Origin of the sequence: Paraburkholderia sp. 22098 (assembly GCF_052045935.1) — a bacterium.
GTDB classification, from domain to species: domain Bacteria; phylum Pseudomonadota; class Gammaproteobacteria; order Burkholderiales; family Burkholderiaceae; genus Paraburkholderia; species Paraburkholderia caledonica.
Genome location: NZ_JBQEPV010000003.1, coordinates 346,687 through 371,759 on the forward strand (window position 1 = coordinate 346,687; position 25,073 = coordinate 371,759).

The following is a 25,073-nucleotide window of genomic DNA, read 5'->3' on the forward strand; positions in this document are numbered from 1 at the left end:
CAGGCGCTTCCATCGTAGCGAGCGACGCTCGTGTCACACAGTCGGCCGAATGGCTAATGTTGAGCCGCCGCGCGATTGGCGTTGCGGCGCTTGATCAGGTAGCCGAGGATCACGACGAACAGCGCACCGGCGATGCTCATCCCATATTCGGCTACCGGCGTATCGAGGACCGGCCAACGGTCGCCTGCCGGATCGTTGATGATGAGCCCGCCCGCAATCCACCCGAGCAACGCGGCGCCGAGCGTAATCACGATCGGGTAACGGTCCAGCAGCTTCAGCACCAACTGGCTGCCCCACACGATCAACGGAATGCTCACCACCAACCCGAAAATCACGAGCGCGAGGCGATGCTGCGGGTCGGCGGCCTCGGCCGCACCCGCAATGGCGATCACGTTGTCGAGACTCATCACAGCATCCGCGACGATGATCGTCTTGATTGCCGAGATCAGCTTGTCAGCGGGCTTCACGTTCTCGTGCGCGTCGTGCGCCGGCGCCATCAGGCGAACGCCGATCCACAACAGCAACAGCCCCCCCGCGAACTTCAGCAACGGCACGTCGAGCAGCGCGACCGCGAACGCAATCAATACGACACGCAACAGGATGGCGCCCGCCGTGCCCCACAGCACGCCCTTCGTGCGCTGGGCTGGCGGCAGGTTGCGGCAGGCCAGCGCGATCACGACGGCGTTGTCGCCACCCAGCAGGATGTCGATGACGATGATCTGAATGACTGCGCCCCAATGGAGCGTGGCGAGGAACTCGAACATGAGCGAAAGAATAGAAGGGAACGGGAAGCGCGGCCAATAAAAAAGCGGAGGAGTGTTTAACTCCCCCGCTCTTGAAACCGCACGCTAACGAAAGGATCTCGTAAGCGTATCAAAAAAGGCGCTCTAACTGGGCGCCAGTTTCGATTTACAGCATGGCCTTCAAAAGACGCGCCATTTCCGACGGGTTCTTCGTGACCTTGATGCCGCATGCGTCCATGATTTCCAGCTTCGCTTCCGCCGTATCGGCACCGCCCGAGATCAGCGCGCCAGCGTGGCCCATGCGCTTGCCCGGAGGCGCCGTCACACCGGCGATAAAGCCAACCACCGGCTTCTTCATGTTGCCCTTGATCCACTCGGCCGCGTTCGCTTCGTCCGGACCGCCGATCTCGCCGATCATGATGACGGCGTCCGTTTCCGGATCGTCGTTGAACATCTTCATGACGTCGATGTGCTTCAGACCGTTGATCGGGTCGCCGCCGATGCCGACTGCCGACGACTGACCGAGGCCGATCGCCGTCAACTGGCCAACTGCTTCATACGTCAGCGTGCCCGAACGCGACACGACGCCGATGCGGCCCTTGCGGTGGATGTGGCCCGGCATGATGCCGATCTTCAGCTCGTCCGGCGTGATCGTGCCCGGGCAGTTCGGTCCGAGCAGCAGCGTCTTGCGGTTTTCGCGACGCATGCGGTCCTTGATCTCGATCATGTCGCGCACGGGAATGCCTTCCGTGATACAAATTGCGAGATCCAGGTCGGCTTCGACTGCTTCCCAGATTGCGGCAGCAGCGCCCGCCGGCGGCACGTAAATCACCGACACGGTCGCGCCCGTTTCAGCCTTGGCTTCAGCGACGCTCGCGTAGATAGGAATGCCTTCGAAGTCTTCACCGGCACGCTTCGGGTTCACGCCGGCAACGTACGCTTCGCGGCCGTTTGCGTATTCACGGCAAGCACGCGTGTGGAACTGACCGGTTTTGCCGGTGATGCCCTGCGTGATGACCTTGGTGTCTTTGTTAATCAGAATCGACATGTATTGACCTCTGTTCGTTTGGCGTCGCGCGGGAGCGCCACTGGACGACACGTTCGCCGCCAGCGTCGCTCGCGCGATGCCATTCGTAATCCTGGTTAATCCTGGTAAACGCGCTGTGGACTAGGCTTACGCCTTGCCCGAAGCGGCCGCGACGACCTTCTGAGCCGCTTCTTCCATGCTGTCAGCCGCGATGATCGGCAGACCGGATTCAGCGAGCATCTTCTTGCCCAGGTCTTCGTTCGTGCCCTTCATGCGGACCACGAGCGGCACTTTCAGCGACACGGCCTTCGACGCCGCGATCACGCCTTCCGCGATCACGTCGCAGCGCATGATGCCGCCGAAGATGTTGACCAGAATCGCGGTCAGGTTCGGGTTCTTCAGCATGATCTTGAACGCTTCCGTGACCTTCTCCGTCGTGGCGCCACCGCCCACGTCGAGGAAGTTCGCCGGTTCGCCGCCGAACAGCTTGATGGTGTCCATCGTTGCCATTGCGAGGCCCGCGCCGTTCACCAGACAGCCGATGTTGCCGTCGAGCGAGATGTACGCCAGATCGAACTTCGACGCTTCGACTTCAGCCGGATCTTCTTCGTCCAGATCGCGATACGCGACGATTTCCGGATGACGGAACAGTGCGTTCGAATCGAAGTTGAATTTCGCGTCGAGCGCGATGACCTTGCCGTCGCCCGTCAGGATCAGCGGGTTGATTTCGGCGAGCGATGCGTCGGTTTCCCAGAATGCCTTGTAGAGGCCTTGCAGGATCGCGCGCGCTTGCGGGATCGATGCGTCGGGCACGCCGATTTTCTTCGCGAGGTCGTCAGCTTCGGCGTCCTTCAGGCCCGTCGACGGATCGACCGCAACCTTGTGGATCAGCTCGGGCGTCTTTTCCGCGACTTCTTCGACGTCCATGCCGCCTTCGCTCGATGCCATCACGACGATCTTCTGCGAAACACGATCGATCACGAGGCCGACATACAGTTCCTTCTTGATGTCCGCGCCTTCTTCGATCAACAGGCGATTCACCTTCTGGCCTTCCGGACCAGTCTGGTGCGTGACGAGTTGCATGCCGAGGATCTGGTTCGAGTATTCGCGAACCTGTTCCAGCGACTTGGCAACCTTCACGCCGCCACCCTTGCCACGGCCACCCGCGTGGATCTGAGCCTTCACGACCCAAACCGGGCCGCCAAGCTCTTCCGCGGCCTTGACCGCATCATCCACCGAGAAGACCGGCTTGCCGCGCGGTACCGCGACGCCGAATTTCCGCAGGATTTCCTTACCCTGGTACTCGTGAATCTTCATGCGTGATTCCCTTCAGTCTGAGAGTTGGATTGAACTTCGTTTCCGCTACCGTCCAACATGCCGGGCGCATTGCCCCTGCCTTCTTGGCGGGCCGCCCCGTTGTCTGGCGATGCCGGGCGGTCAGCTGGGCGTGGCGCATAGCCATACCAGCGCGGGTAAAACTTCTGCACTGCCTCCCCGTCGAAACGCAGCGCCTGGCAGCGTCCCAACTGGAATGGCGGTTTGTCGTTTAAACGTTCGGCGGTACCGTCGGCCAACTCATTTTCTGAACTGGCGCTCGCGCCTGCCGCCTTGTCACCGGTATCCCACACGTCGCCGGCGAACGCCTGGATAGCAGCGGTCGGCAGGATCGCGCACAACTCGGTGAGATGCGTGCAACCAGCCGTGCCGGCCAGCAAACGGGCAGCATCGCGACGGAAGTTGTGAAGGAGATTGAGCCCGATGAGGGCACGGTAGGCAGGATTGCTGGCTTGGCATAGCCCGGGATAGGGCACCCAGTCGGACGACGCCTCGGCGTCGACGACATTGAGCTTGCGATCGATGGTGATGCGAAGCCAGAGTTCATGGATCGGTTGACCATTGGGCCGGACGCCCGACGCAAGCGCCACATCGCGTGGCTTTTCGTCGGTCAAGCACGCTTCCACATCCCACAGGCCATCGGCTCGCTCAAAAGCTTCCGCTCTGATTGCGCGGCGATGGCGCAATTGACGGGGCACTGGCGAGGAAAGCGGCATGCGGAAAGGAAAGGCCGAATTGGAAAACGCGTGAATTTTAGCATACTGGGTATTTGAGACAGCCCCGAATGCGGCGAAACGGCCTGCAGGCCGCCCAGAGCCGGTTTCGTGCTCGACGACCCTGTGCGCGCGGTCGCGGACTACGCCCGAGCTTGCGCCTATTCACCGCTCCATTCTTCGTCGATGCCCTTGAGGATTTTGCCGATGGTGGCGCCCGAAAAACCGCGCGATGCGAGAAAACGCGCCTGCTTCGCGCGCTCGGCCGATGTCTGCGGAAGTTCGCCGAACTTCTTGCGCCACACCGCTTGGGCGCGCGCAAGCTCGGTTTCGCGCAATTGGGCGCTCGCCTCTTCGACTAGCGTTTGATCGACAGAATGCTGCTTCAATTCGCCGACGATCCGGCTCGTGCCCATTCGCGACGACCGGCGATGAATCAGACTTTCGGTGAAACGCGAATCGGACAGCCAGTTCTCGGCTTCTAGCGTATCAAGCAGCGTATCGAGCGAGTCGTTCTCTTCGACGAACGGCTTCAGCTTACGTGCAAGTTCGCTGCGGCTATATTCGCGACGAGACAGATAGCCGAGCGCGCGCCCCTTAAGCGAACGTGCGGGACGTTGGGATTTTTTCGCTTCGTTTTGCCCGGACTTCGCGTCGGCGGACGCTCCGCGTGAGTCACGTGAGCGGCTATACGTGGGCTCGGTAGCCGTGGCATTTCCTGCAATCTCGAATGGGTCCGAGAAATCTGCGGAATTTGGGCTAGCAGGCGGTTTGTGAGACTGGGCGCGCCGCGGGCCACGGCCCGCAGCGCGATCATGCGCGTCGAACGATTCGGACGGATCGACCGACTCGTTCTCGTCATTACGCGGGCCGCCCGCGTTGCGTCCGGTATCGGACAGTGGCCGGCCCTTGCGTATCACGTAATGGTTACTCTTCTTCGCCCGCGACTTCTGCGCCTGCGCCGGTCACCGCTTCAGCCATTGCATTCACGCCGAGCGATTCGCGGATACGGTTCTCGATTTCACGAGCGATGTCCGGATTCTCGCGCAGGAATTCGCGCGCGTTGTCCTTACCCTGGCCGATACGCTCACCGTTATAGCTGTACCACGCGCCGGCCTTGTCGACGATCTTGGCTTGCACGCCCAAGTCGATGACTTCGCCCTGACGCGAAATACCCTCGCCGTACAGGATGTCGAAAATCGCCTCGCGGAACGGTGGGGACACCTTGTTCTTGACCACCTTCACGCGTGTTTCGTTGCCGATCACTTCGTCGTTCTTCTTGATCGAACCGATGCGGCGAATATCCAGACGCACCGACGCGTAGAACTTCAGCGCGTTACCACCCGTAGTGGTTTCCGGGTTGCCGAACATCACGCCGATCTTCATGCGGATCTGGTTGATGAAGATCACGAGGCAATTCGTGCGCTTGATCGTGCCAGTGAGTTTGCGCAGCGCCTGCGACATGAGACGCGCTTGCAGACCCGGCAGCGAATCGCCCATTTCGCCTTCGATTTCAGCCTTCGGCACGAGCGCCGCGACCGAGTCGATCACGATCATGTCGATCGAGCCCGAACGCACCAGTGCGTCGGCAATTTCCAGCGCCTGTTCACCCGTGTCCGGTTGCGAAACCAGCAGGTCGTTCACGTTCACGCCGAGCTTGCCCGCGTACTGGATATCCAGCGCATGTTCCGCGTCGATAAACGCTGCCGTGCCGCCGAGCTTTTGCATTTCAGCAATAACTTGCAGCGTCAACGTGGTTTTACCCGACGACTCCGGACCGTAAATTTCAACCACGCGGCCACGCGGCAAACCGCCGACGCCAAGTGCGATGTCGAGGCCGAGCGATCCCGTTGAAACGACCTGGATGTCTTCGACTACCTCACCTGCGCCGAGCCGCATGACCGACCCTTTGCCGAACTGCTTTTCGATCTGCGCGAGGGCGGCAGCGAGTGCCTTGCTCTTTTCAGCAGTCAGTCCAGCCGAGCCTTTCTTGCTTTCTTCCATGAATCGTCCTTTGCTATGATGAACGGCGTCTGAGGCAGATGTGCGGCCCACCTTTTGAAGGACAGCACACGAAACCCAGACACTGTATAAAAAAACAGTGGTTTTGGCAAGCGCGATTCTCATGCGAACGCGCATGTTTACCGCCGCGCAGCCCAAACCACCCACAATAATTTTCGGAGACCGCTGTGCGCCGCGGGGACACCCGAGGTGCCGGCCAAGCCTTGAGCTGGCGCACCATGCGAATTCTGATTGCCGAAGACGACAGCATACTCGCGGACGGTCTGGTTCGATCACTCCGCCAATCGGCCTATGCCGTCGATCACGTGAAGAGCGGCGTGGAGGCCGATACCGCGCTGTCCATGCAAAGTTTCGACCTGCTGATTCTCGATCTCGGCCTGCCGCGCATGTCCGGACTCGAGGTGCTACGCCGCTTGCGCGCCCGCAACTCCAATCTGCCCGTACTCATCCTGACCGCCGCGGACAGCGTCGACGAACGGGTCAAAGGCCTCGATCTCGGCGCCGACGACTACATGGCCAAGCCGTTCGCGCTCAACGAACTCGAAGCGCGGGTGCGCGCGCTGACGCGGCGCGGTGCGGGCGGCGGCCCGACGGTCGTGCGGCACGGTTCGCTGTCGTTCGACCAGGTGGGCCGGATCGCCTATATCAACGAGCAGGTGATCGAGCTTTCGGCGCGTGAACTCGGACTGCTCGAAGTACTGCTGCAGCGAATCGGGCGTCTGGTTTCGAAGGAGCAACTCGTCGATCATCTGTGCGAATGGGGCGAGGAAGTCAGCAACAACGCGATCGAGGTCTACGTGCACCGGCTGCGCAAGAAGATCGAGCCGAGCGGCGTGCGCATCATTACTGTGCGCGGGCTCGGTTACTGTCTCGAGAAGGCGGTCGCGCCGGCAAACCTCAATACGAACGCCGCGTCCGCGCCCGCTGAGCCCGAACCCGAGCCGCCTTCTTCGCCTTCTTCGCCTTCTTCGCCTTCTTCGCCTTCTTCGCCTTCGTCGCCGCAGTCAGACGGGATGCCGGCGAGCCACCACTACAAATAGAGCACACCCATGTCCGCACGCGCCGATCGCGCGACGGCCCGCGCGGCGGATCTCGACGAGGCGCGCGACGAGCGCTACGCCAATCCGTTCGCTCCGCCCGACGAAACCGAAACCGCCGCCGAGGCCCGCCCGCGCTCGCTGTTCGGCGAAATTCTCGACTGGATGCTCGCGCCGCTGTTGCTGTTGTGGCCGATGAGTCTCGCGGTGACTTATCTGGTCGCCAAGTCGATCGCGAACGGACCGTTCGACCGCGCGCTCGAAACCGACGCTTATGTGCTCGCGCGCCAGATCCACCCGGTGAACGGCGTGGCCGAACTGACGCTGCCCGACTCCACACGCGACTTTTTGCGCACGGACAACGTCGACAGTGTTTTCTATCAGGTGCTCGGCACGCGAGGCGAACTGGTGGCCGGCGAGCGCGACATGCCGCTGCCGCACGAAGAAGACCGGCCGCAACCGGGGCTCGTCGCATTTCGCGACGACATGCTGCGCGGCAACGACATCCGCGTGGCTTATACGACGGTCGAGTTTCCGCAGACGCCCGGCGCGGAGCCCGTGCTCGTGCAGGTCGCCGAGACGCTCGACAAACGCAGTCAGCTTGCCAACGACATCATCAAAGGCGTGATCCTGCCGCAGTTCGTGATCCTGCCGCTCGCCATCCTGCTCGTGTGGTTCGGCCTGTCGCGTGGTCTCGCGCCGCTGCACGCATTGCAGGCGCATATCCGCGCGCGGCGCCCCGACGACCTGTCGCCGCTGGAAGCGCGTCGCGCGCCTCCGGAAATCGAGCCGCTCGTCACGTCGTTCAACGATCTGCTGACGCGCCTCGAACAGAACATGGAATTGCAAAAGCGCTTTATCGCCGACGCCGCGCATCAGATGAAGACGCCGCTTGCCGGCCTGCGGACCCAGGCGGAGCTGGCGTTGCGGCAGGACGCGTCGGCGGAAGTGCATCGCTCGCTCGAGCAGATCGCGACGAGTTCGGAACACGCGGCCCGCCTCGTCACGCAGTTGCTGGCGCTCGCTCGCGCGGAGAACCGCATGTCCGGACAGATTTTTACGCCGGTGGAAGTGACAGAAGTGGCCCGCAACGCCGTGCGCGACTGGGTACAGGCCGCGTTCGCCAAACAGATGGATCTCGGCTACGAAGCGCCGGAAGAGCCCGTCGAAGTCGAAGGCAATCCCGTCATGCTGCGCGAAATGTTGTCGAATCTCATCGACAACGCCATTCGCTACACGCCGGCGGGCGGCCGCATCACGGTCAGGGTGCGGCACGAGAAAGCCGCGCGGCTCGTGCATCTGGAGGTGGAAGACACAGGCCTCGGCATTCCCGTGGCCGAACGGTCGCGAGTGATCGAGCGGTTCTACCGGATTCTCGGCCGTGAGGGCGACGGCAGTGGCCTCGGGCTTGCGATCGTTCGCGAGATTGCGACGATGCACGGCGGCGAGCTGACTATCGACGACAACGTCTATCAAAACTCGCCGCGGCTCGCAGGCACGCTCGTACGTGTCAGTTTGCATGTGCTGGAACGGGGCAGGACTTACCCTAACGCGAACTGACCGCGACGGGCGCCAGATAGCGAGATGGGCGGCGTTCATGCAACCCTACGCGACATTGCATGCCAGTTGACGGATGTTCACGACATTCCGCCGGCGCGTGAAAAGCTGCAGTAGCAGCCGTTCATGTCAGAAGGCCGTAAGTTTTCACTCCAATAATCGGTTGCACGGGAACGCCGCGGGCCGGCGCACCGCGTGCATATCAATATTGGAGACGACATATGGCTACCGTTGGCGGACACATTTCGCCCGTGCCCATGACGCGCGATGAGAAGCGGGTGATCTTCGCATCGTCGCTAGGTACGGTTTTCGAGTGGTACGACTTCTATCTGGCCGGTTCGCTCGCGGCCTTCATCAGCAAGAGCTTTTTCTCGGGCGTCAATCCGACTGCGGGCTTCATCTTCACGCTGCTCAGTTTCGCCGCGGGTTTCGCAGTCCGGCCGTTCGGCGCGGTGGTGTTCGGACGGCTCGGCGATATGGTCGGCCGCAAGTACACGTTCCTTGTCACCATCGTGATCATGGGTCTGTCGACCTTCCTGGTCGGCTTCCTGCCCGGCTATGCGGCGATCGGCATTGCTTCGCCGGTGATTTTCATCGCGATGCGCATGCTGCAAGGCCTCGCACTCGGCGGCGAATATGGCGGCGCTGCAACCTATGTGGCCGAACACGCGCCGCCGGGACGTCGCGGCTTCTACACCGCGTGGATCCAGACGACTGCCACGCTCGGCCTGTTCCTCTCGCTGCTGGTCATTCTCGGCGTGCGCACGGCAATGGGCGAAGACGCGTTCGGCGCGTGGGGCTGGCGAATTCCGTTCATCGCGTCGATCCTCCTGCTCGGTGTTTCGGTGTGGATCCGCCTGCAACTGCACGAATCGCCGGTGTTCGAGCGCATCAAAGCCGAAGGCAAGACGTCCAAGGCACCGCTTTCCGAGGCTTTCGGCCAGTGGAAGAACCTGAAGGTCGTGATTCTCGCGCTGATCGGGCTGACCGCCGGCCAGGCCGTGGTCTGGTACACGGGCCAGTTCTACACGCTGTTCTTCCTGACGCAGACGCTGAAGGTGGACGGCGCGACGGCCAACATCATGATCGCCATTGCGCTTCTCATCGGCACGCCCTTCTTCCTGTTCTTCGGCTCGCTGTCGGACCGGATCGGCCGCAAGCCGATCATCATGGCCGGCCTGCTGATCGCCGCACTCACGTACTTCCCGCTGTTCAAGGCGCTGACGCACTATGTCAACCCGGCGCTTGAAACGGCCACGGCGAAGGCGCCGATCGTTGTGATCGCAAACCCGGACGAATGCTCGTTCCAGTTCAATCCGGTCGGCACGTCGAAGTTCACGAGTTCGTGCGACATCGCGAAGAGCGCGCTTTCGAAGTCCGGCTTGAACTACGAAAACGTCGCGGCTCCGGTGGGCACGCTTGCGCAGATCAAGGTCGGCGATACGGTGGTCTCCACCTATGACGGCAAAGCCGCCGACGCCAAAGATCAGGGCAAGGTGTTCGACAAGTCGCTTTCGACGACGCTGAAGTCCGCCGGCTATCCGCCGAAGGCCGACTCTTCGCAGATCAACTGGCCGATGAGCGTGGTGATTCTGACGATCCTCGTGATCTACGTGACGATGGTCTACGGACCAATCGCGGCGATGCTGGTCGAGATGTTCCCCACGCGAATCCGCTATACGTCGATGTCGCTTCCCTATCACATCGGCAACGGCTGGTTCGGCGGCTTCCTGCCGGCCACGGCGTTTGCGATCGTCGCGGCGAAGGGCAATATCTACTCGGGCTTGTGGTATCCGATCGTGATCGCGCTCATTACCTTCGTGATCGGCATGCTGTTCGTCCGTGAAACCAAAGACTCGGACATCTACGCAAAGGATTGAGGCGCCCTCTCCGGGCGGCAACTGAAAAAGTTGGGCGCCGGGGGTTGACAGCCCTCGGTGCTATCCTCATAATCTCGCTTCTTTCGGCGAATTAGCTCAGTTGGTTAGAGCGACGGAATCATAATCCGCAGGTCCGGGGTTCGAGTCCCTGATTCGCCACCAGTTGCAAGAAAAAGCCGCTGATCCGCAAGGTTCAGCGGCTTTTTTGTTTTACACCCGCAACTTCAAGGAGGTTTCTTGATGACGTTCCGCACCGCCGCGCGCGCCGTGGCTGCCGTATCGATCGCGCTTCTCGGCGCCGCTTCCGCAACTGCCGTTCTGGCGCAAACATCGACCGACAATCAGTGGCGAGCAAGTCAGACCACGTTGTCGACACTCCTGCAAAACGGCTACAAGATCGTCGCCGTCGTCAATACGGCTCCCGGCGCGGGCGGTTCCGCCGACACCATTTTCGTGCAGCGCGATCAAAGCGCTTTCAAGTGCATCGATCCACAAGCGCCAGAAGCGGGCAAAATCGCGCCGGGCTGCTATGAACTTGCGCCGCCGTCAGGCACGGTTACAGGCTCCGAGGCGAAATAGCACGCGACCGGAAGCGGCTGCGCCAGTTGCGTCGTTCACACGCGGAGCTCGCGGCCACTTTGACGCCGTTCAACCCCGCCGTTCCAGTCGAAAATTCGCCAGCGGCTGGAACCGCGTCGCTGGCGTCAATAGTCGCTTATCTAAACGACCTCACGCTGACACTCATCGCCGCGAAGCTGCCGGTCATTCGATCACTGCTGACACTCCGCCAAACGCATAAGACGCAAGACGCGCAGACGGCACGTGCGGCGATGAACCGGTCACGCCTCGATGCGGGCGCGCGTCACGCTGAGCAGGCGCGCCATTGCGTCGCGCGCGGCGTGCGCGTCGCGGTCGCGAATCGCCTCGAACACCGCCGTATGTTCGGCGAGCGAAGCGTTGAAGACGTCCGCACGTTTCGCATTCAGCCGAAGCTGCGCCTCGAGCGTGCGCTCGATCAGCGTGCCGAGCGGTATCAGCAGTTCATTGCTGCACGCAGTCAACACGCTCAGGTGAAATTGCAGATCGGCCCGCACCCATTCATCGACGTTACGCGCACCGGTCATCGCGGCGTGAGCGGCTGCAAGTGCGCCGAATGTCTCGTCGGAATGTGAAGCGGCCGCGAGACCTGCGGCATACGGCTCGATCATCTCCCGCATTTCCTGCAGCTTGAGCGCGAACTGCATCGGCTCGGCGACGCGTGAATACCAGTCGAGCACGTCGGCATCGAGCAGATTCCACGCGTGCCGTGGGCGCACCCGCGTGCCTACGCGCGGGCGCGATTCGATCAACCCTTTCGACGTCAGCGTACGCAACGCCTCGCGCAACACAGTGCGGCTCACGCCAAACGCCTCCATTAGCTCCGCCTCACGCGGCAGAATCGAATCGGGCGCGTAATCGCCGCGCAGAATCGCAGTAGCCAGCCTGTGGGCGACGCGCCCATGCAGATCGTGCTGAATAGGTTCCTCCTTGCGGCGTGGCCGCTCAACATGTGGCGAATAGTACTATTAATAGTACTGTAGCGGCCTTTTGTTGTAGCATGAAGATCCTCGAAAATTTGGCATGCGATCGGAGACGCACACTATGAAAATCACCAAGCTCGAAACTTTCATCGTTCCACCTCGCTGGTGCTTCCTGAAGATCGAGACCGACGAAGGCATCGTCGGCTGGGGCGAGCCGGTGGTCGAGGGCCGCGCGCATACGGTCGCAGCAGCGGTCGAGGAGTTGTCGGATTACCTGATCGGCAAAGACCCGCTCCTCATCGAAGACCACTGGCAGGTCATGTATCGCGCAGGGTTCTATCGCGGCGGTCCGATCACGATGAGCGCGATTGCCGGCGTCGACCAGGCACTGTGGGACATCAAGGGCAAGCATCACGGCGTGCCGGTGCACGCGCTGCTCGGCGGCCAGGTACGTGACCGCATCAAGGTGTATTCGTGGATCGGCGGCGACCGTCCGAGCGACGTCGCGAACAATGCGCGCGCCGTGGTTGAACGCGGGTTCAAGGCCGTCAAGATGAACGGCTCAGAAGAGCTACAGATCATCGATACCTTCGACAAGGTGCAAGGCGTCATCAACAACGTCGCGGCCGTGCGCGAGGCGGTAGGGCCGAACATCGGCATCGGCGTGGACTTTCATGGCCGCGTGCATAAGCCCATGGCCAAGGTGCTGGCGAAAGAACTCGACCCGTACAAGCTGCTTTTCATCGAAGAGCCGGTGCTTTCGGAAAACGCAGAAGCGTTGCGTGACATCGTAAATCAGACGAACACGCCGATTGCACTCGGCGAGCGTCTCTATTCGCGCTGGGACTTCAAGCACATTCTGTCCGGTGGCTACGTCGACATCATCCAGCCGGACGCGTCGCACGCGGGCGGGATCACCGAGTGCCGCAAGATCGCGTCGATGGCCGAAGCCTACGACGTCGCGCTCGCGCTGCACTGCCCGCTCGGCCCGATTGCACTGGCAACCTGTCTGCAGATCGACGCCGTGAGCTACAACGCGTTTATCCAGGAACAAAGCCTCGGGATTCACTACAACCAGGGCAATGATCTGCTCGACTACATCAAGAACCCGGAAGTCTTCAAATACGAAGACGGCTTCGTGTCGATTCCGCAAGGTCCGGGCCTCGGAATCGAAGTGAACGAGGAGAAAGTGCGCGAGATGGCGAAGGTCGGCCATCGCTGGCGCAATCCGGTCTGGCGTCACGCGGACGGCAGCGTCGCCGAATGGTGATCGCTTCACTCGCTTGCTGACTGACGCCGCCTGCGGGCGGCGTTCTCTTTTGGGCGCCGTGACCGATCACAGCGCTGCGACTTGCGTCGCATCTGGCCTTGCCCGATGGGCTTGCTTGCCCTTTGTTCGCCATCAGACAGATGTATGGCCTGCTCCTTGCTGAAATGCGTCCGAACAACGAATGCATCGGGGAGTCTCATGGGCGAATTCATTCCGGATTATCTGCTGCGCGAGCAGGCGGCCGTCGGCGCGCTGGTGCTATTCGGCGTGCTTCGCGTGATCGGCGCGGCCGTTGCTTATGAGCGCGGCTGGCGCATCGCGGCCATTGAAAAATGGTTTGTCGTCGCCGCCGTCGTGTATTGCGTCCCTCAGCTTTTCGATCTGCTCATGCATGTCTACGGCGCCCATGCGGCAGCAGCCGAACTCGAAGGCAAGGTAGCTGGCTGCGCAATCGCGCTATTTTGTGCGCCGATTCTCGGTCATCGGCTGGGACTCGAATGAGTTGGTCGATCGGTCGAATGCTCGACACGCGATCGTTCACTCGAGTTGGTCATGGCGCCGCACGTTGAGACCGTGCGGCGCGTTCTCACGCGGATGCACAGACGCCCACTGGCAATACGGCCCGCGCCGTGGCGCCGGTGATCTCGCGTAAAGAACTCAGTTCACCATCGCGAACGCCGGCACGCTATGCGACAGCGCTGCGGCAGCGACGAGCACGCCGATCATGGCAAGCGCTTCCAGATAAAGCACGTTGGTGAACGTATGGGCGTCCATCGTCGATGCAGTACGGCGCAGACGCGGAAGCGCAAGGAAGCGGTTGAGCCCGCCGAGCACGAGCGCGAGAGCGACAAGCGAAAGCTTGAGGATCAAAACGTGGCCCCATGTGCTCGACCCGATCGCCTCGAATGAGCCACCGGAGCCACGCACCGCGTTGAAGATGCCGGAGAGCAGCACGAATCCCACCGCGACCACCGACACGTTCGATACCTGCGTCGCTGTGCGGATCAATATGCCGCGAGCGGTCGACAAGCCGAGCGCCGGCAACACCGCCAATCCGGCTGTAATCGCGAGGCCGGCCCACACGCTGGTCACGAGCACATGAAGCGTTTGCATTGCGATGGCCGCGGATGCCGGCCCTGCGTCCACCGCGTGCCCGAGCGACGCCTTGCCTGCGGCGATCGCAATCACCGCGAGCCACAGCAGCGCGTTGCGCAACATGCCGCTATGAGCCGTCATTGCCGTGCCCAGCAACACCAGTGCGCCCGCGAACGCAATGCTCCAGCCGTAGCCGACATGCGTTTGAGTGAGCACCGTCGGCACGAAGGCAAATGCGGCGGGAAGCGCAACGCCACTCATCGACGCCGCCTGATACAACAGCCAGCCGAGGTCTGCGAGCACCAGGACGACGCTCGCCGTCAGCATTGAACGTTGCGCGCGCAACCAGGCGGCACGCCCTGGCGCGATCTTCGCCTTGGCGTCGTTCGCGAGCCACGCGCCGAGCAATGCCGAACCGACGGCAAACGCAAACGCGACATTCATGAGCGCGGCCATGGCGACCTGCCCGATCCACAATCCGTCGATGCTCATTTGACGATGAACGCAAAGTCGCCTTGCGTGCGATGACCGTCGGTGGCCACGGCGGTCCAGTGCACCGCGTAGCGTCCCGCGCCCAACTGCGGCAAGGGCAGATGCATGACACGCGCGTCGTGCTTGTCGACTTCCGACGCTGCGGGCGCTGCTGCCTTGCCGTTCGCGTCGTTCAGCGCGATTTTGCTGAAGGCCGGCTCGAGCGGCTCGCTGAAGTGGAGGGTGATCTCTGCGGGTGCCGCGACTTCGGCGTTGGCTGCAGGTTCGCTGGAAACCAGATGCGCATGTGCGAATGCCGAGGACGTCATAACGAGCGCCGCGGCGCCGAGCGCGGACGAAAACCACGCCGGACTGAAAAGATTGATTAGCTTCATGTAAGGCCGATAGCGGATGAACGGGAAAACGGCGGGCGCCTGCCGGACCGGTTGAACCGGGTCCCTGGCCGCGGACAGATCTCGTCCGCGGTTCGGCGCCCGGAAGTGTACGCTTCGATGGCACGCGCGCGGGTCGGTTCAACATCGAGCGGACAAAAGTTTGCCGGGTACAGCGATTGCAGCGGTGGACCACGCAGCGAAGTCTGAAAGTCGCGGCGGTTCGTGTGGCGATGCGCGTCAAACTGTCGCACGCCCGTGACGGCCGTAAGCTTGTCGAATGTGGCAAATAGTCATCATCACCCTTCGATGATAGAATGCTGCGTCGCCGCAGCGCCGGCTGCCCTTCACACCGAGCCGCTCGAAGTTCGGTCAGGTCCCCGATTTTGATGGAGTTACGCGTGTCTTCAAGACGCATTTTCCGCCCGTTGCTTGCCCTTCTGCTGATCGGCTCCGCGGGTGTCTATAGCGCTGCGAAAGCGCAGACTCAACCGAAGGCCCCCGATACTATGGAAGCGCGCGTGCAAGGTTGCACGGCCTGCCACGGCACGCACGGTCAAGGTACTGACAACGACTACTTCCCGCGTCTCGCGGGCAAGCCGGCCGACTATCTGTACAACCAGTTGCAGAATTTCCGCGAAGGGCGCCGCAAGTACCCGCCCATGAATTACCTCGTCACGTATCTTTCCGACGACTACCTGCATCAGATCGCCACGTACTTCTCGAAGCAACGTCCGCCCTATCCGCAGCCGGCCAAGCCGACGGTGTCGTCGACCACGCTCGCTCGCGGCCAGCAGATCGTGCTGAACGGCGACGCGTCGAAGCAGATTCCGGCTTGCGCCGCCTGCCACGGCAAGGGTCTGACCGGTATGGAGCCGGCAATCCCGGGGCTCGTCGGTCTGCACTCCGACTACATCAGCGCGCAGCTCGGCGCATGGCGTTCGGGCACGCGCCACGCAATCGCACCTGATTGCATGCACACCATCGCCACGCGTCTCACAGACGAAGACGTGAACGCGGTCGCTGCCTGGCTTTCCACGCAACAGGCCCCACAAAACCCCGTGCCGGCTCCGGCCCGCTCGATGAAGACTCCGCTTGCCTGCGGCAGCGAACCGCAATAAGGCACCGGGAGAGACACTCAAATGAAACGCAAGTCTTTGTTCGCCCTCTCGGCAGTTGTCGTTGTTGCGGCTGCTGCACTCGTTCCCGTCCTGTGGTCGGGCGGCGACAATCTGCATAACGGCTCGGCCGTGGCGGCAACGCCCGCCGACCAGGCTGCGCTCGTGAAGAAGGGCGAATACCTCGCCCGCGCCGGCGACTGTATCGCCTGCCACACGGTCCGCGGCGGCAAACAGTTCGCCGGCGGCCTGCCCATGGCCACGCCGTTCGGCACGATGTTCACGCCGAACATCACGCCTGACGATCAGTACGGTATCGGCAAGTGGACGCAGGACGACTTCTACCGCGCCATGCACACCGGCCGCTCGAAAGACGGCAGCCTGCTCTATCCGGGCTTCCCGTTCACGAGCTACACGAAGGTCACGCGCGCCGACTCGGACGCGATCTATGCGTACCTGCGCTCGGTCACGCCGGTCAACGTCCCGAGCCGCCCGCACGAACTGAAGTTTCCGTTCAACCAGCGCAACATGCTGATCGGCTGGCGCACGCTGTTCTTCCGTGAAGGCGAGTACAAGGCGGATCCGACCAAGTCGGTCGAGTGGAACCGCGGCGCGTACCTGATCGAAGGCCTCGGCCATTGCGGCATGTGCCACACGTCGATCAACGCAATGGGCGGCCCGGTCAGCTCAGCGGCTTTTGCTGGTGGCCTGATTCCGCTGCAGAACTGGTACGCACCGTCGCTCACGTCGAACAAGGAAGCAGGCCTCGGCGACTGGGAAACGAAAGACATCGCCGATCTGCTGAAAACGGGTGTGTCGAACCGCGGTGCGGTCTTCGGCCCGATGGCCGAAGTGGTTCACAACAGCCTGCAGTACATGACCGATGCGGACATCAACGCAATGGCCACGTACCTGAAGACGATTCCGCAGAAGAGCGAAGCACCGGAGCCGCTCCAACTGGAAACGTCCGAAAAGTTCGGCGGCGAACTGTTGAAGCAAGGTCAGAAGATCTACGCTGACAACTGCGCGAAGTGCCACGCGGACAACGGCCTCGGCCAGCCGCCGGCCTTCCCGCCGCTCGCGAACAACCAGTCGATCCAGATGCCGTCGGCGGTCAACCCGATCCGCATGGTGCTGAACGGCGGTTATCCTCCGAGCACGGACGCGAATCCGCATCCGTACGGCATGCCGCCGTTCGCGCAATCGCTGTCGAATCAGGAAGTAGCAGCTGTCGTCACGTATATCCGTATGTCGTGGGGCAACCACGGCACGGCCGTGTCGCCGCAGCAAGTGTCGGATCTGCGTTCGGCGCCGCTCGACTAAGCAGCGTTCGATGCACCAGGGGCGCGGCCTGCGAAATTCGCGGCCGCGCCCTTCGTTTTTTGAGGACCGGTATCATGAGGCTTCGGCAACACATGCCTCAATGAAACCGTGCAGGAGGAAAGACCCGTGCATGTCGGTGAGCGTTTCAACAGCATTACCCACCTCGTCGGCGCCGTGCTGTCGGTGGCGGGGCTGGCTACGCTCGTGACGATGGGTGCGGTAGAGGGCGACGCATACAAGGTGGTGAGCTTCAGCGTGTACGGTGCGATGCTGTTCGTGCTGTATGCTATCTCGACGCTTTACCACAGCGTGCGCAGTCCCCGTATCAAGGCAGTGCTGCAGAAATGCGACCATTCGGCGATCTACCTGCTGATCGCCGGAAGCTACACTCCGTTCACGCTTGTCACGTTGCGCGGGCCGTGGGGATGGTCGCTATTCGGCGTAAGCTGGGGGCTTGCTGCTCTCGGCATCGTGCAGGAACTGACGCTCGGGCGACGCACCCGCAGCGTTTCGATGGTGCTGTATGTCCTGATGGGATGGCTCGCGCTCGTTGCCGTCCGCCCGCTGGTTCAGGCATTACCGGCTGCGGGTACTGCCTGGCTCGTGGCCGGCGGAGTCATCTACAGCGCCGGCATCTACTTCTTCATCAACGACGAGCGCATCCGGCACGGACATGGTATCTGGCACCTGTTCGTACTGGCGGGCAGTCTGTGTCAATTCGTCAGCGTTGCGCGCTATGTCGCGTAACGTCCACGGCGGCGAAATGCAACTTAAGGCCAGTCAACGTGTCTGCATAGCGCGTTGAAGCATTCGGCACGCATCCGAGCGTGCCGCCGATTTCTCTGCGAACGGAACTGGGCTTCGGCCTTGATCTCGATCACGCCATGCGGCGTGTTCATGCCGCATTTGTGCCCGCTGGGGGCCCACGTGTGCCGCTCGCGAAACTGCATTGCAAAGAGTTTCTATGTCTTTTGATTCCCTCGGCTTGTCCGAACCCCTGGTCCGCGCTGTACACGAACTCGGCTACACCACTCCGACTCCCATCCAGACGCAAGCGATTCCCGCTGTGCTGAACGGCGGCGATCTGCTCGCTGGCGCGCAAACCGGCACCGGCAAGACGGCCGGTTTCACGCTGCCAATCCTGCAACGTCTCAATTCCATGCCGCCGCACTCATCCGCGTCCGGCAAGCGCGCGGTCCGCGCGCTGATCCTCACGCCTACGCGGGAACTCGCCGCGCAGGTCGAAGAAAGCGTGCGCGCTTACGGCAAGTATCTGAAGCTGAAGTCGACGGTGATGTTTGGCGGCGTCGGCATCAATCCGCAGATCGGTGCGCTCAGAAGCGGCGTGGACATCGTCGTCGCGACGCCTGGCCGATTGCTTGACCATATGCAGCAGAAGACCATCGACCTGTCGCATCTCGAGATTCTCGTGCTCGACGAGGCGGACCGTATGCTCGATATGGGCTTCATCCACGACATCAAACGCGTGCTGGCCAAGCTGCCGCCGAAGCGCCAGAACCTGCTCTTCTCGGCTACTTTCTCCGACGAGATCAAAACGCTCGCCGACAATCTGCTCGACTCGCCGGCGCTGATCGAAGTCGCGCGCCGCAACACGACCGCGGAAACAGTCGCACAGAAGATTCACCCGGTGGATCGCGACAAGAAGCGCGAGTTGCTCACGCACCTGATCAAGCAGCACAACTGGTTTCAAGTACTGGTATTCACGCGCACCAAGCACGGCGCCAATCGCCTCGCTGAACAGTTGACCAAAGATGGCATCAGCGCGCTGGCGATTCACGGCAACAAGAGCCAGTCGGCTCGTACGCGTGCGCTTGCCGAGTTCAAGGACGGCACGCTGCAGGTGCTGGTTGCCACCGACATCGCCGCGCGCGGTATCGACATCGATCAGTTGCCGCACGTCGTGAACTTCGATCTGCCCAACGTGCCGGAAGATTACGTCCACCGGATCGGCCGCACCGGTCGCGCGGGTGCGACGGGCGAGGCAATTTCGCTGGTGTGCGTCGACGAACTGCAATTGCTGAAGGACATTGAGAAGCTGATCAAGCGTCCGGTGCCGCAGGAAGTGATCGCCGGGTTCGAGCCGGATCCGACCGCGAAGCCGGAACCGATCTTGCGCCGGGGCCAGGGCGGTGGCGGCGGCGGTCGTTCGCCGCGTCAAGGTCAAGGCGCTGCGAAGGCTGGCAACGGCGGCGCCGCGAAGCCAGCGCAGCGCTCGGGGCAACGCCCGGCGAACGGCCAGCAGCAGCCGAAGCCACAAGCCGCGAAGCCGGCCGGCAACGGTGGCCAGTCGCGCCGCGACGGTCAGCGTCAGGACGACCGTCCGCGCGCTGTTGCTCATGAAGGTAGCGGCGCGCAGCACGCGCCGCGCAAACCGCAGAGCGGCAATCCGGGTGCATTGCTCGGCGGCGCAAAGTCGCGCAACGACTCGCCGCGCGGGGGCAACCCGGCGCGCAGCGGCCAGCGTGGTCGTTGAGGTTGGAGGTTGAGGCTTTGGGCGGTTGAGGCTTTGGGCGGTTGAGGCTTTGGGCGGTTGAGGCTTTGGGCGGTTGAGGCTTCGGGCGGTTGAGGCTCCGGGCAGCTGAGACTTCGGCCGACTGAGGTTGCCGGTGAAGGTTGCCGGCTCTCAGCTAGGCCGCCGACTACCGCCGTCAAGCCCGGCAGCCAGCTCAGATGCCATCTAGCCTCACCATCAGCCGCCACGCGCAAAGCGCACTATACGGGCCAGAGGGCCCCAGAGCCCTCCTCGTCACCACGCAGCAAACACAGCCGCAGCACCGGCGCGGGGCCTCACCTCAGCCCCCCAACGCCGCGGCCCGTTTCAGCTGCTCGATCTGCCGCTCCCATCGGTCGAGCACCTTCTCCGCCCCTTCTTCCAGTTCAAACGTAATGCCGCTTGTCAGGCGCGCGTAGCGCACGCTTTGCGTTTCGCCTGAATCGATCGTGCAGCTCATATAGACGAGACCGCTGTCGTCGCCATCGGCGGGCGGCAGCGGCGCGACGAGCAACTGCACCTGATAAAACGCCTCTTCCAGGACGAAGCTCAATGCCGCCCGCCCGCTTTGCGCGATTGCGCGCGCCGCTCGGGCTTGCGGCCACAGCGCGATACACAGGGTGCGCGAATCGGGCGCATACAGCTCGCCAGCGCCGAGCAGCGATGTGCGGATATGCTGATTCGCGTCGACGGTCAGCAGCGAGGCCGTGAAACCGGTCTTGCTCGCGAGCGACGAGCCGTCGAATAGCGCACGAACCGCGTCGGGCCATTCGTCGAATGCAGTCTGTTCGAGCGGGCGCTGGGGCAAGGAGGAATCGCTCATCGCATGGGTCCGGTTAAGAGGCAAGCCTCCATGATGCCCTGAAACACAAATGGCCCGCATAGGCGGGCCATCTTCTACGCCGGCGAATTGCCGGGGTTCGCACTACCGGTTAACGGAAAAACACATGCTGCGTGATTTTGGCGAGCGGGTAATGCACCCCGGGCTGAATTTTTGCCGGCAAATCGAGCGGTTTGAGCAGCATCTTCACGCACATGTCGGCGGAAAGATTACGCCGCACGAGTGCATTAATCCGCGCGGCCCGCTCGCGGTTGTAAGCCTGGTCGCGCACCCGCTCCGGATAACGAATCGCGAACACATGACGCAACGCGATTTCCGAGTCTTCGTTCTTGATCTCCATTACACGACGCATTAACGCGCCCAGAACCGCGAGCCGGCCATTGCCCTCGATCTTGTTGTACTTCTTGAAGTACTTGAAAAAGTGTTTGTAATGACGGACCTCGTCGGTACGAATGTTGTCGGTAATCTCCTTGAGCACCGGCTCGTCCGAACACTCGCCAATCGCGCGATACAGCGTGGCCGTACCTGTTTCGACGACGCACCGCGCCACCATTTCAAGCGCGCGGGTTTTTTCGAAATCTTCCACTGAACACGTTAGCGAATATTCGTCCATGAAATTACGAAACGCCGTGTCCCAATCGTATTCTGGCCACACGTAAGCGATATACGTTTTGAGTGCGCGGCCGTGTTGCATTTCCTCGGGCTCCCACTCGTTGTTGAGCCACGCGGAAACTTCCGGATCGCCGTCGAAAAACTTGCTCAGATTACTGGTGTAAAGATCGGTGCCGCTTTCAATAAATGAAGCGGCACACAGCAGCAATAACAGGTCTTCGTTCGCGACCGCTTTCTGGCGATCAATGCGCGTGAGGTCTATGTCCTCGATCCGCCAGGGCATGACATGGTTCAGCTCTGTGTGCATCGTGTCTTGCTCCGAAAGCTGTATCGACTCGTGGAGCATGCTTGGAACCGCTGCTATCGCGCTACCTCGCGTTGCGGTTCGCCGTGTCGGATACAGCGCCGTGAATTAGAGTTAACCCCTTGTGTCTGCATCTTAGCCGCTGTTTCGCAACTCTGCAGACAACCCAGCACTGACCGTACCGATCGGCCAGGGTTCCAATTTCACGATAGACGAAAGTTTCGGTGAGGCAAGCTCGATTGCACGGCGCACGAAAAAGCCAGCTCAACGAGCTGGCTTTGCTACGCAAAACGCGACAAACCGTGATTCGAAAGTTATGGGGTACGGATTCTTCGAGCCACCTCTCCAGCTACCTCTCGCACCCCGCTGCAAAGGCGCCGACGGGCCTCAGAAGCCGGCTGCCAAACCGTCGCGGCGGCTGTCGCTGGCGGCCACGTAACCACGTTCCGGATCACTGCGATCGAGCTTCCAGATGTACTGGCCGGAACCGAAATCCATGTAAGGATCGTCGACGGATTTGATCGTGTGGCCGAGCTTCTGCAATCCTTCTGCCGTCTTTGCGTCGAGCGTCGATTCAATGTCGATCGTGAAGTCGCGGTTCACCTTCCAGCGCGGTGCGTCGCACGCGGCCTGCGGCTGCTGACCGTAGTCGAGCATGCGCACGACAGATTGCAAATGCCCCTGCGGCTGCATGTCGCCGCCCATCACGCCAAAGCTCATGACCGCTTCCTGCTGCCCGTTCACCTGCTGCGTGAGAAATGCCGGGATGATCGTGTGGAACGGCCGCTTGCCGCCCTCCATCACATTGGGCGACTTCGGATCCATCGAAAATCCGCAGCCGCGATTCTGCATGGAGATGCCGGTATCCGGCACCACGATCCCCGATCCGAAGCCCATGTAGTTCGACTGAATGAAGCTGACCATCATGCCGCGCTCGTCCGCCACCGACATGTAGATGGTGCCGCCCGCCTTCGGCATGCCGAAATCGAATTGCGTGGCGCGCTTGTGGTCATGTCGAACGCTCTCGAAAGTACGGTCGGGCGACGCAAGCCGCCGGACACAATAGGAAAGGTGAAACGCGGACGGAACAGAAAATCTTCGATTGCAGCGCGAGCGGCGGCAAAACACAAATCCATTTATCGCATGGATGAACGCGCTACCGCGCTGAATGCGCCTATGTGCGGCGCGCGCAGCCTTATGCATGTCGCACGACCTGGCAGACGACCCGCGCGATGGTCTTACAATACACGCACACTCGCATACGCATCCCGCCCACGCCGACTGCGGCAGGCCGATAACAACTCATCACCGAGACCCATGACCCGAGACCCCCGCCTCACTCTCAATGCCCGGCAACAGGAACTGCTGGAGTGGGTGCAACGCGACGGCTTCGTGACCGTGGACGACCTCGCAGCACACTTCGACGTGACACCGCAGACGATCCGCCGCGACGTCAACTGGCTCGCCGACATGAATCTGCTGCGCCGTTATCACGGCGGCGCGAGCCTGCCGACCAGTTCCGAGAACGTCTCGTACACCGCGCGGCAGCGCATGTTCCACGACGAAAAAAGGCGCATCGCGGCGCTAGTGGCCACTCACATTCCCGACCAGGCGTCGCTCTTCATCAATCTCGGGACCACCACCGAGGAAGTCGCGCGCGCGCTCAACCGGCATCGCGGATTGCGCGTGATTACCAACAATCTGAACGTCGCGAGCATGATGAGCGGCTATCCCGACTGCGAAGTGCTGGTAACGGGCGGCATCGTGCGACCGTGGGACAAGGGCATCGTGGGCGAACTGGCGATCGATTTCATCCGCCAGTTCAAGGTGGATTTCGCGATCATCGGCACCTCGAGCATTGAACCCGACGGAACCCTGCGCGATTTCGATACGCGCGAAGTGCGCGTGGCGGAAGCCATCATTCACCATGCACGCACCGTTTTTCTCGCCGCCGACAGTTCGAAATTCGGCCGTCCTGCGCTGGTTCGTCAGGGACATCTCGACCAGATCGACGCGCTCTTCACCGATGCCGCCCCGCCGCCTGACATGGCGGAGACGCTCACCGCCGCCAATTGCCAGGTGTACGTGGCCAGTTGACCAGGCAGTTGCGGACATGTTGCAGCGCACGCAAAACTTCAAGTGAAATCAAGGATTTGGCCGCGGCGAATAACCGCCTCTGTGGGGTGCGGTTGTCAAAGGGAAAATTTGCAGGGGCCAGTTTGGTGTTTAACGTTTGCTTGACTACACTCCAGTTCCCCGGCGTTCATTGCGTGCCCGCATGCCGCCGGTGCTAAGTAAACCTGTCGTAGCTGCACCTCCCGCCCCATCTTTTTGCGGACCACCCGGCCATGGCTGTCGCCATGCATGCCAGTCGCCGTCGAGGCTGTCCGCGTTTGCTTGACATGGAGAGAAACGATGCTGAGTCCGCACGAATTCGCCACGTTGTTGCTCGTCAAGGACGCTCCCAATCAGGTGGACATGGAGCGAGAAGAACTCGACGCCCTCCTCGAACGCCAGCTCGTGCAACTGGAGCGGCTCGCCTCGGGCAATGAACAATGGCGTGTAACGGAATCCGGCGATAGCGCACTCCGAGCAATCAAACGCCTTTCCTGATAACAACCCGCGCATCGTCGGGCTGATTGCCGGTTCACGGCCGGTGCGGCTGCCAGCTCAGCTGCACGTACACGGCCAACCCTCGAGCCGACCAGGTCCGTTCTGTTTGTGTCAACGTGGGCGCCCGCAGCGGCGCCCACTTTCATTGCGACCGCGTCCTCCCGACCAATAAACCGCCGCGCCGCCGTCTAAAGAACAAACCTCAACCGCTGCGCAACGTCGGATCGACTGCGGCGCGCCAGCTTATTGCTCGTGCGCGTTGCTCCGTAAAGAACGCAACCCACTGGTTGCGAATCTGCGGGTCGGTGCTCGCCCCCTGGCTCGTGTAGCGCTGCGCGATTTCCGTCTGGAACGCGCAGTAATCTTCCTTCGACAACCGCCCGCGCCGGTTCGCCACATAAGCGTCGAACAACGTCGCATACACGCCTTGAGCGTCGTTGCCGTAATCGACCGTCTGGGCGCTGCACATCTGCTGCAACGACGCGAACGACGGCGCGCCCATCGTTCCGCTCAAGCTCGGCGAGGCGACGCACCCTGCGAGAAGCGCTGCCGCGCCCACCATGAAAAGTACACGCATGAAATCACCCTGAAATGGCTACTGGCAAGAGTATCGTCCGTGGCCGTGTGTTGCGCTACTGCCTTGGCCTTTCGATAGAGGCGCACGCCAAATGCGCGAACTTTACTTTTT

General features: G+C 61.8%; 24 protein-coding genes, 1 tRNA gene and 1 pseudogene. 13 read left to right on the forward strand and 13 right to left on the reverse strand.

What is annotated here, in order from left to right:
• Positions 1-53: 53 nt before the first annotated feature.
• The 6 genes from ACTJLB_RS08240 to recA all read right to left on the reverse strand — a co-directional run bounded on the left by ACTJLB_RS08240 (position 54) and on the right by recA (position 5,822).
• Positions 54-764, reverse strand: coding sequence for a TerC family protein (locus ACTJLB_RS08240; RefSeq protein ID WP_020069248.1), 711 nt, complete (start codon positions 762-764; stop codon positions 54-56).
• A gap of 145 nt (positions 765-909) precedes the next feature.
• A complete protein-coding gene (sucD, locus tag ACTJLB_RS08245; protein WP_020069249.1) occupies positions 910-1,791 on the reverse strand; it encodes a succinate--CoA ligase subunit alpha in 882 nt (293 codons plus the stop codon).
• 126 nt (positions 1,792-1,917) lie between these two features.
• Entirely contained in the window at positions 1,918-3,087 is a 1,170-nt protein-coding gene (gene sucC / locus ACTJLB_RS08250; RefSeq protein ID WP_020069250.1) for an ADP-forming succinate--CoA ligase subunit beta, read from the reverse strand.
• Complete coding sequence (locus ACTJLB_RS08255; RefSeq protein ID WP_408486229.1) at positions 3,084-3,821, reverse strand: DUF2889 domain-containing protein; 738 nt, start codon at positions 3,819-3,821, stop codon at positions 3,084-3,086. Before ACTJLB_RS08255 ends, sucC begins: the two co-directional genes overlap by 4 nt.
• Positions 3,822-3,979: 158 nt before the next feature.
• The gene (gene recX / locus ACTJLB_RS08260; protein ID WP_440782998.1) at positions 3,980-4,738 is read right to left on the reverse strand and encodes a recombination regulator RecX; all 759 of its coding nucleotides are present in this window, start codon (positions 4,736-4,738) and stop codon (positions 3,980-3,982) included.
• Positions 4,739-4,745: 7 nt separating this feature from the next.
• A complete protein-coding gene (recA, locus tag ACTJLB_RS08265) occupies positions 4,746-5,822 on the reverse strand; it encodes a recombinase RecA (RefSeq protein ID WP_020069253.1) in 1,077 nt (358 codons plus the stop codon).
• Positions 5,823-6,058: 236 nt separating this feature from the next.
• Between recA and ACTJLB_RS08270 the strand changes: the two genes are divergently transcribed.
• The 5 genes from ACTJLB_RS08270 to ACTJLB_RS08290 all read left to right on the forward strand — a co-directional run bounded on the left by ACTJLB_RS08270 (position 6,059) and on the right by ACTJLB_RS08290 (position 10,893).
• A complete protein-coding gene (locus ACTJLB_RS08270; RefSeq protein WP_440782999.1) occupies positions 6,059-6,880 on the forward strand; it encodes a response regulator in 822 nt (273 codons plus the stop codon).
• 9 nt (positions 6,881-6,889) lie between these two features.
• A complete protein-coding gene (locus tag ACTJLB_RS08275; RefSeq protein ID WP_408201629.1) occupies positions 6,890-8,437 on the forward strand; it encodes a sensor histidine kinase in 1,548 nt (515 codons plus the stop codon).
• Positions 8,438-8,655: 218 nt separating this feature from the next.
• Positions 8,656-10,314 (forward strand): MFS transporter, encoded by a 1,659-nt coding sequence (locus tag ACTJLB_RS08280; RefSeq protein WP_020069256.1) that lies wholly within the window; start codon positions 8,656-8,658, stop codon positions 10,312-10,314.
• 85 nt (positions 10,315-10,399) lie between these two features.
• Positions 10,400-10,476: transfer RNA gene (locus ACTJLB_RS08285), tRNA-Met, on the forward strand.
• 78 nt (positions 10,477-10,554) lie between these two features.
• The gene (locus tag ACTJLB_RS08290) at positions 10,555-10,893 is read left to right on the forward strand and encodes a hypothetical protein (protein WP_440783000.1); all 339 of its coding nucleotides are present in this window, start codon (positions 10,555-10,557) and stop codon (positions 10,891-10,893) included.
• Positions 10,894-11,153: 260 nt separating this feature from the next.
• Here ACTJLB_RS08290 and ACTJLB_RS08295 read toward each other — a convergent pair whose 3' ends face one another.
• Positions 11,154-11,831, reverse strand: a complete 678-nt coding sequence (locus ACTJLB_RS08295; protein ID WP_440783099.1) for a FadR/GntR family transcriptional regulator — start codon at positions 11,829-11,831, stop codon at positions 11,154-11,156.
• Between the two features lie 124 nt (positions 11,832-11,955).
• Between ACTJLB_RS08295 and dgoD the strand changes: the two genes are divergently transcribed.
• Together dgoD and ACTJLB_RS08305 are read left to right on the forward strand one after the other, a co-directional pair.
• Positions 11,956-13,104 (forward strand): galactonate dehydratase, encoded by a 1,149-nt coding sequence (dgoD, locus tag ACTJLB_RS08300; protein WP_020069259.1) that lies wholly within the window; start codon positions 11,956-11,958, stop codon positions 13,102-13,104.
• 198 nt (positions 13,105-13,302) lie between these two features.
• Entirely contained in the window at positions 13,303-13,605 is a 303-nt protein-coding gene (locus ACTJLB_RS08305; protein ID WP_088175707.1) for a hypothetical protein, read from the forward strand.
• Positions 13,606-13,761: 156 nt separating this feature from the next.
• Here the strand turns inward: ACTJLB_RS08305 and ACTJLB_RS08310 are convergent, their stop codons facing one another.
• Positions 13,762-14,691 (reverse strand): CopD family protein, encoded by a 930-nt coding sequence (locus tag ACTJLB_RS08310; protein ID WP_392394360.1) that lies wholly within the window; start codon positions 14,689-14,691, stop codon positions 13,762-13,764.
• Positions 14,688-15,065, reverse strand: a complete 378-nt coding sequence (gene copC / locus ACTJLB_RS08315) for a copper homeostasis periplasmic binding protein CopC (protein WP_408412991.1) — start codon at positions 15,063-15,065, stop codon at positions 14,688-14,690. Before copC ends, ACTJLB_RS08310 begins: the two co-directional genes overlap by 4 nt.
• A 386-nt stretch (positions 15,066-15,451) precedes the next feature.
• On the opposite strand from copC, the gene ACTJLB_RS08320 reads away from it, so the two are divergent.
• The 4 genes from ACTJLB_RS08320 (at position 15,452) to ACTJLB_RS08335 (ending at position 19,997) form a co-directional block, all read left to right on the forward strand.
• Positions 15,452-16,183: a c-type cytochrome gene (locus ACTJLB_RS08320; protein WP_033379637.1), complete on the forward strand. Its 732-nt coding sequence runs from the start codon at positions 15,452-15,454 to the stop codon at positions 16,181-16,183.
• Positions 16,184-16,204: 21 nt separating this feature from the next.
• Entirely contained in the window at positions 16,205-17,503 is a 1,299-nt protein-coding gene (locus tag ACTJLB_RS08325; RefSeq protein ID WP_131320061.1) for a c-type cytochrome, read from the forward strand.
• Positions 17,504-17,629: 126 nt separating this feature from the next.
• On the forward strand, positions 17,630-18,250 hold the full coding sequence (gene trhA / locus ACTJLB_RS08330) for a PAQR family membrane homeostasis protein TrhA (protein ID WP_020069265.1): 621 nt from the start codon (positions 17,630-17,632) through the stop codon (positions 18,248-18,250).
• 217 nt (positions 18,251-18,467) lie between these two features.
• A complete protein-coding gene (locus tag ACTJLB_RS08335; protein WP_440783001.1) occupies positions 18,468-19,997 on the forward strand; it encodes a DEAD/DEAH box helicase in 1,530 nt (509 codons plus the stop codon).
• A 319-nt stretch (positions 19,998-20,316) separates the two neighbouring features.
• On the opposite strand, the gene ACTJLB_RS08340 is transcribed toward ACTJLB_RS08335, so the two are convergent.
• From ACTJLB_RS08340 to ACTJLB_RS08350, 3 genes and pseudogenes are all read right to left on the reverse strand, one after another.
• Complete coding sequence (locus ACTJLB_RS08340) at positions 20,317-20,838, reverse strand: hypothetical protein (RefSeq protein WP_020069267.1); 522 nt, start codon at positions 20,836-20,838, stop codon at positions 20,317-20,319.
• 109 nt (positions 20,839-20,947) lie between these two features.
• Entirely contained in the window at positions 20,948-21,775 is an 828-nt protein-coding gene (locus ACTJLB_RS08345) for a ferritin-like domain-containing protein (protein ID WP_027804831.1), read from the reverse strand.
• Between the two features lie 384 nt (positions 21,776-22,159).
• A pseudogene (locus ACTJLB_RS08350) lies at positions 22,160-22,783 on the reverse strand (gamma-glutamyltransferase); the annotation flags it as partial.
• Between the two features lie 306 nt (positions 22,784-23,089).
• Here ACTJLB_RS08350 and ACTJLB_RS08355 point away from each other — a divergent pair.
• Positions 23,090-23,869: a DeoR/GlpR family DNA-binding transcription regulator gene (locus tag ACTJLB_RS08355; RefSeq protein WP_027804832.1), complete on the forward strand. Its 780-nt coding sequence runs from the start codon at positions 23,090-23,092 to the stop codon at positions 23,867-23,869.
• 318 nt (positions 23,870-24,187) lie between these two features.
• Complete coding sequence (locus ACTJLB_RS08360) at positions 24,188-24,385, forward strand: hypothetical protein (RefSeq protein WP_006049938.1); 198 nt, start codon at positions 24,188-24,190, stop codon at positions 24,383-24,385.
• A 202-nt stretch (positions 24,386-24,587) separates the two neighbouring features.
• Here the strand turns inward: ACTJLB_RS08360 and ACTJLB_RS08365 are convergent, their stop codons facing one another.
• A complete protein-coding gene (locus ACTJLB_RS08365) occupies positions 24,588-24,962 on the reverse strand; it encodes a hypothetical protein (protein ID WP_027778850.1) in 375 nt (124 codons plus the stop codon).
• Positions 24,963-25,073: the final 111 nt, after the last annotated feature.

Excerpts from the sequence above, each read along its gene's own strand:
- ACTJLB_RS08325 (WP_131320061.1), top strand. The coding sequence starts at position 16,205 with ATGAAACGCAAGTCTTTGTTCGCCCTCTCGGCAGTTGTCGTTGTTGCG.
- ACTJLB_RS08305 (WP_088175707.1), top strand. The coding sequence starts at position 13,303 with ATGGGCGAATTCATTCCGGATTATCTGCTGCGCGAGCAGGCGGCCGTC.
- ACTJLB_RS08255 (WP_408486229.1), bottom strand. The coding sequence starts at position 3,821 with ATGCCGCTTTCCTCGCCAGTGCCCCGTCAATTGCGCCATCGCCGCGCA.
- ACTJLB_RS08275 (WP_408201629.1), top strand. The coding sequence starts at position 6,890 with ATGTCCGCACGCGCCGATCGCGCGACGGCCCGCGCGGCGGATCTCGAC.
- ACTJLB_RS08335 (WP_440783001.1), top strand. The coding sequence starts at position 18,468 with ATGTCTTTTGATTCCCTCGGCTTGTCCGAACCCCTGGTCCGCGCTGTA.
- ACTJLB_RS08345 (WP_027804831.1), bottom strand. The coding sequence starts at position 21,775 with ATGCACACAGAGCTGAACCATGTCATGCCCTGGCGGATCGAGGACATA.
- sucC (WP_020069250.1), bottom strand. The coding sequence starts at position 3,087 with ATGAAGATTCACGAGTACCAGGGTAAGGAAATCCTGCGGAAATTCGGC.
- ACTJLB_RS08280 (WP_020069256.1), top strand. The coding sequence starts at position 8,656 with ATGGCTACCGTTGGCGGACACATTTCGCCCGTGCCCATGACGCGCGAT.
- ACTJLB_RS08270 (WP_440782999.1), top strand. The coding sequence starts at position 6,059 with ATGCGAATTCTGATTGCCGAAGACGACAGCATACTCGCGGACGGTCTG.
- recA (WP_020069253.1), bottom strand. The coding sequence starts at position 5,822 with ATGGAAGAAAGCAAGAAAGGCTCGGCTGGACTGACTGCTGAAAAGAGC.
- ACTJLB_RS08310 (WP_392394360.1), bottom strand. The coding sequence starts at position 14,691 with ATGAGCATCGACGGATTGTGGATCGGGCAGGTCGCCATGGCCGCGCTC.
- dgoD (WP_020069259.1), top strand. The coding sequence starts at position 11,956 with ATGAAAATCACCAAGCTCGAAACTTTCATCGTTCCACCTCGCTGGTGC.
- sucD (WP_020069249.1), bottom strand. The coding sequence starts at position 1,791 with ATGTCGATTCTGATTAACAAAGACACCAAGGTCATCACGCAGGGCATC.
- ACTJLB_RS08360 (WP_006049938.1), top strand. The coding sequence starts at position 24,188 with ATGCTGAGTCCGCACGAATTCGCCACGTTGTTGCTCGTCAAGGACGCT.
- ACTJLB_RS08365 (WP_027778850.1), bottom strand. The coding sequence starts at position 24,962 with ATGCGTGTACTTTTCATGGTGGGCGCGGCAGCGCTTCTCGCAGGGTGC.
- copC (WP_408412991.1), bottom strand. The coding sequence starts at position 15,065 with ATGAAGCTAATCAATCTTTTCAGTCCGGCGTGGTTTTCGTCCGCGCTC.
- ACTJLB_RS08290 (WP_440783000.1), top strand. The coding sequence starts at position 10,555 with ATGACGTTCCGCACCGCCGCGCGCGCCGTGGCTGCCGTATCGATCGCG.
- ACTJLB_RS08340 (WP_020069267.1), bottom strand. The coding sequence starts at position 20,838 with ATGAGCGATTCCTCCTTGCCCCAGCGCCCGCTCGAACAGACTGCATTC.
- ACTJLB_RS08320 (WP_033379637.1), top strand. The coding sequence starts at position 15,452 with ATGGAGTTACGCGTGTCTTCAAGACGCATTTTCCGCCCGTTGCTTGCC.
- ACTJLB_RS08240 (WP_020069248.1), bottom strand. The coding sequence starts at position 764 with ATGTTCGAGTTCCTCGCCACGCTCCATTGGGGCGCAGTCATTCAGATC.
- ACTJLB_RS08355 (WP_027804832.1), top strand. The coding sequence starts at position 23,090 with ATGACCCGAGACCCCCGCCTCACTCTCAATGCCCGGCAACAGGAACTG.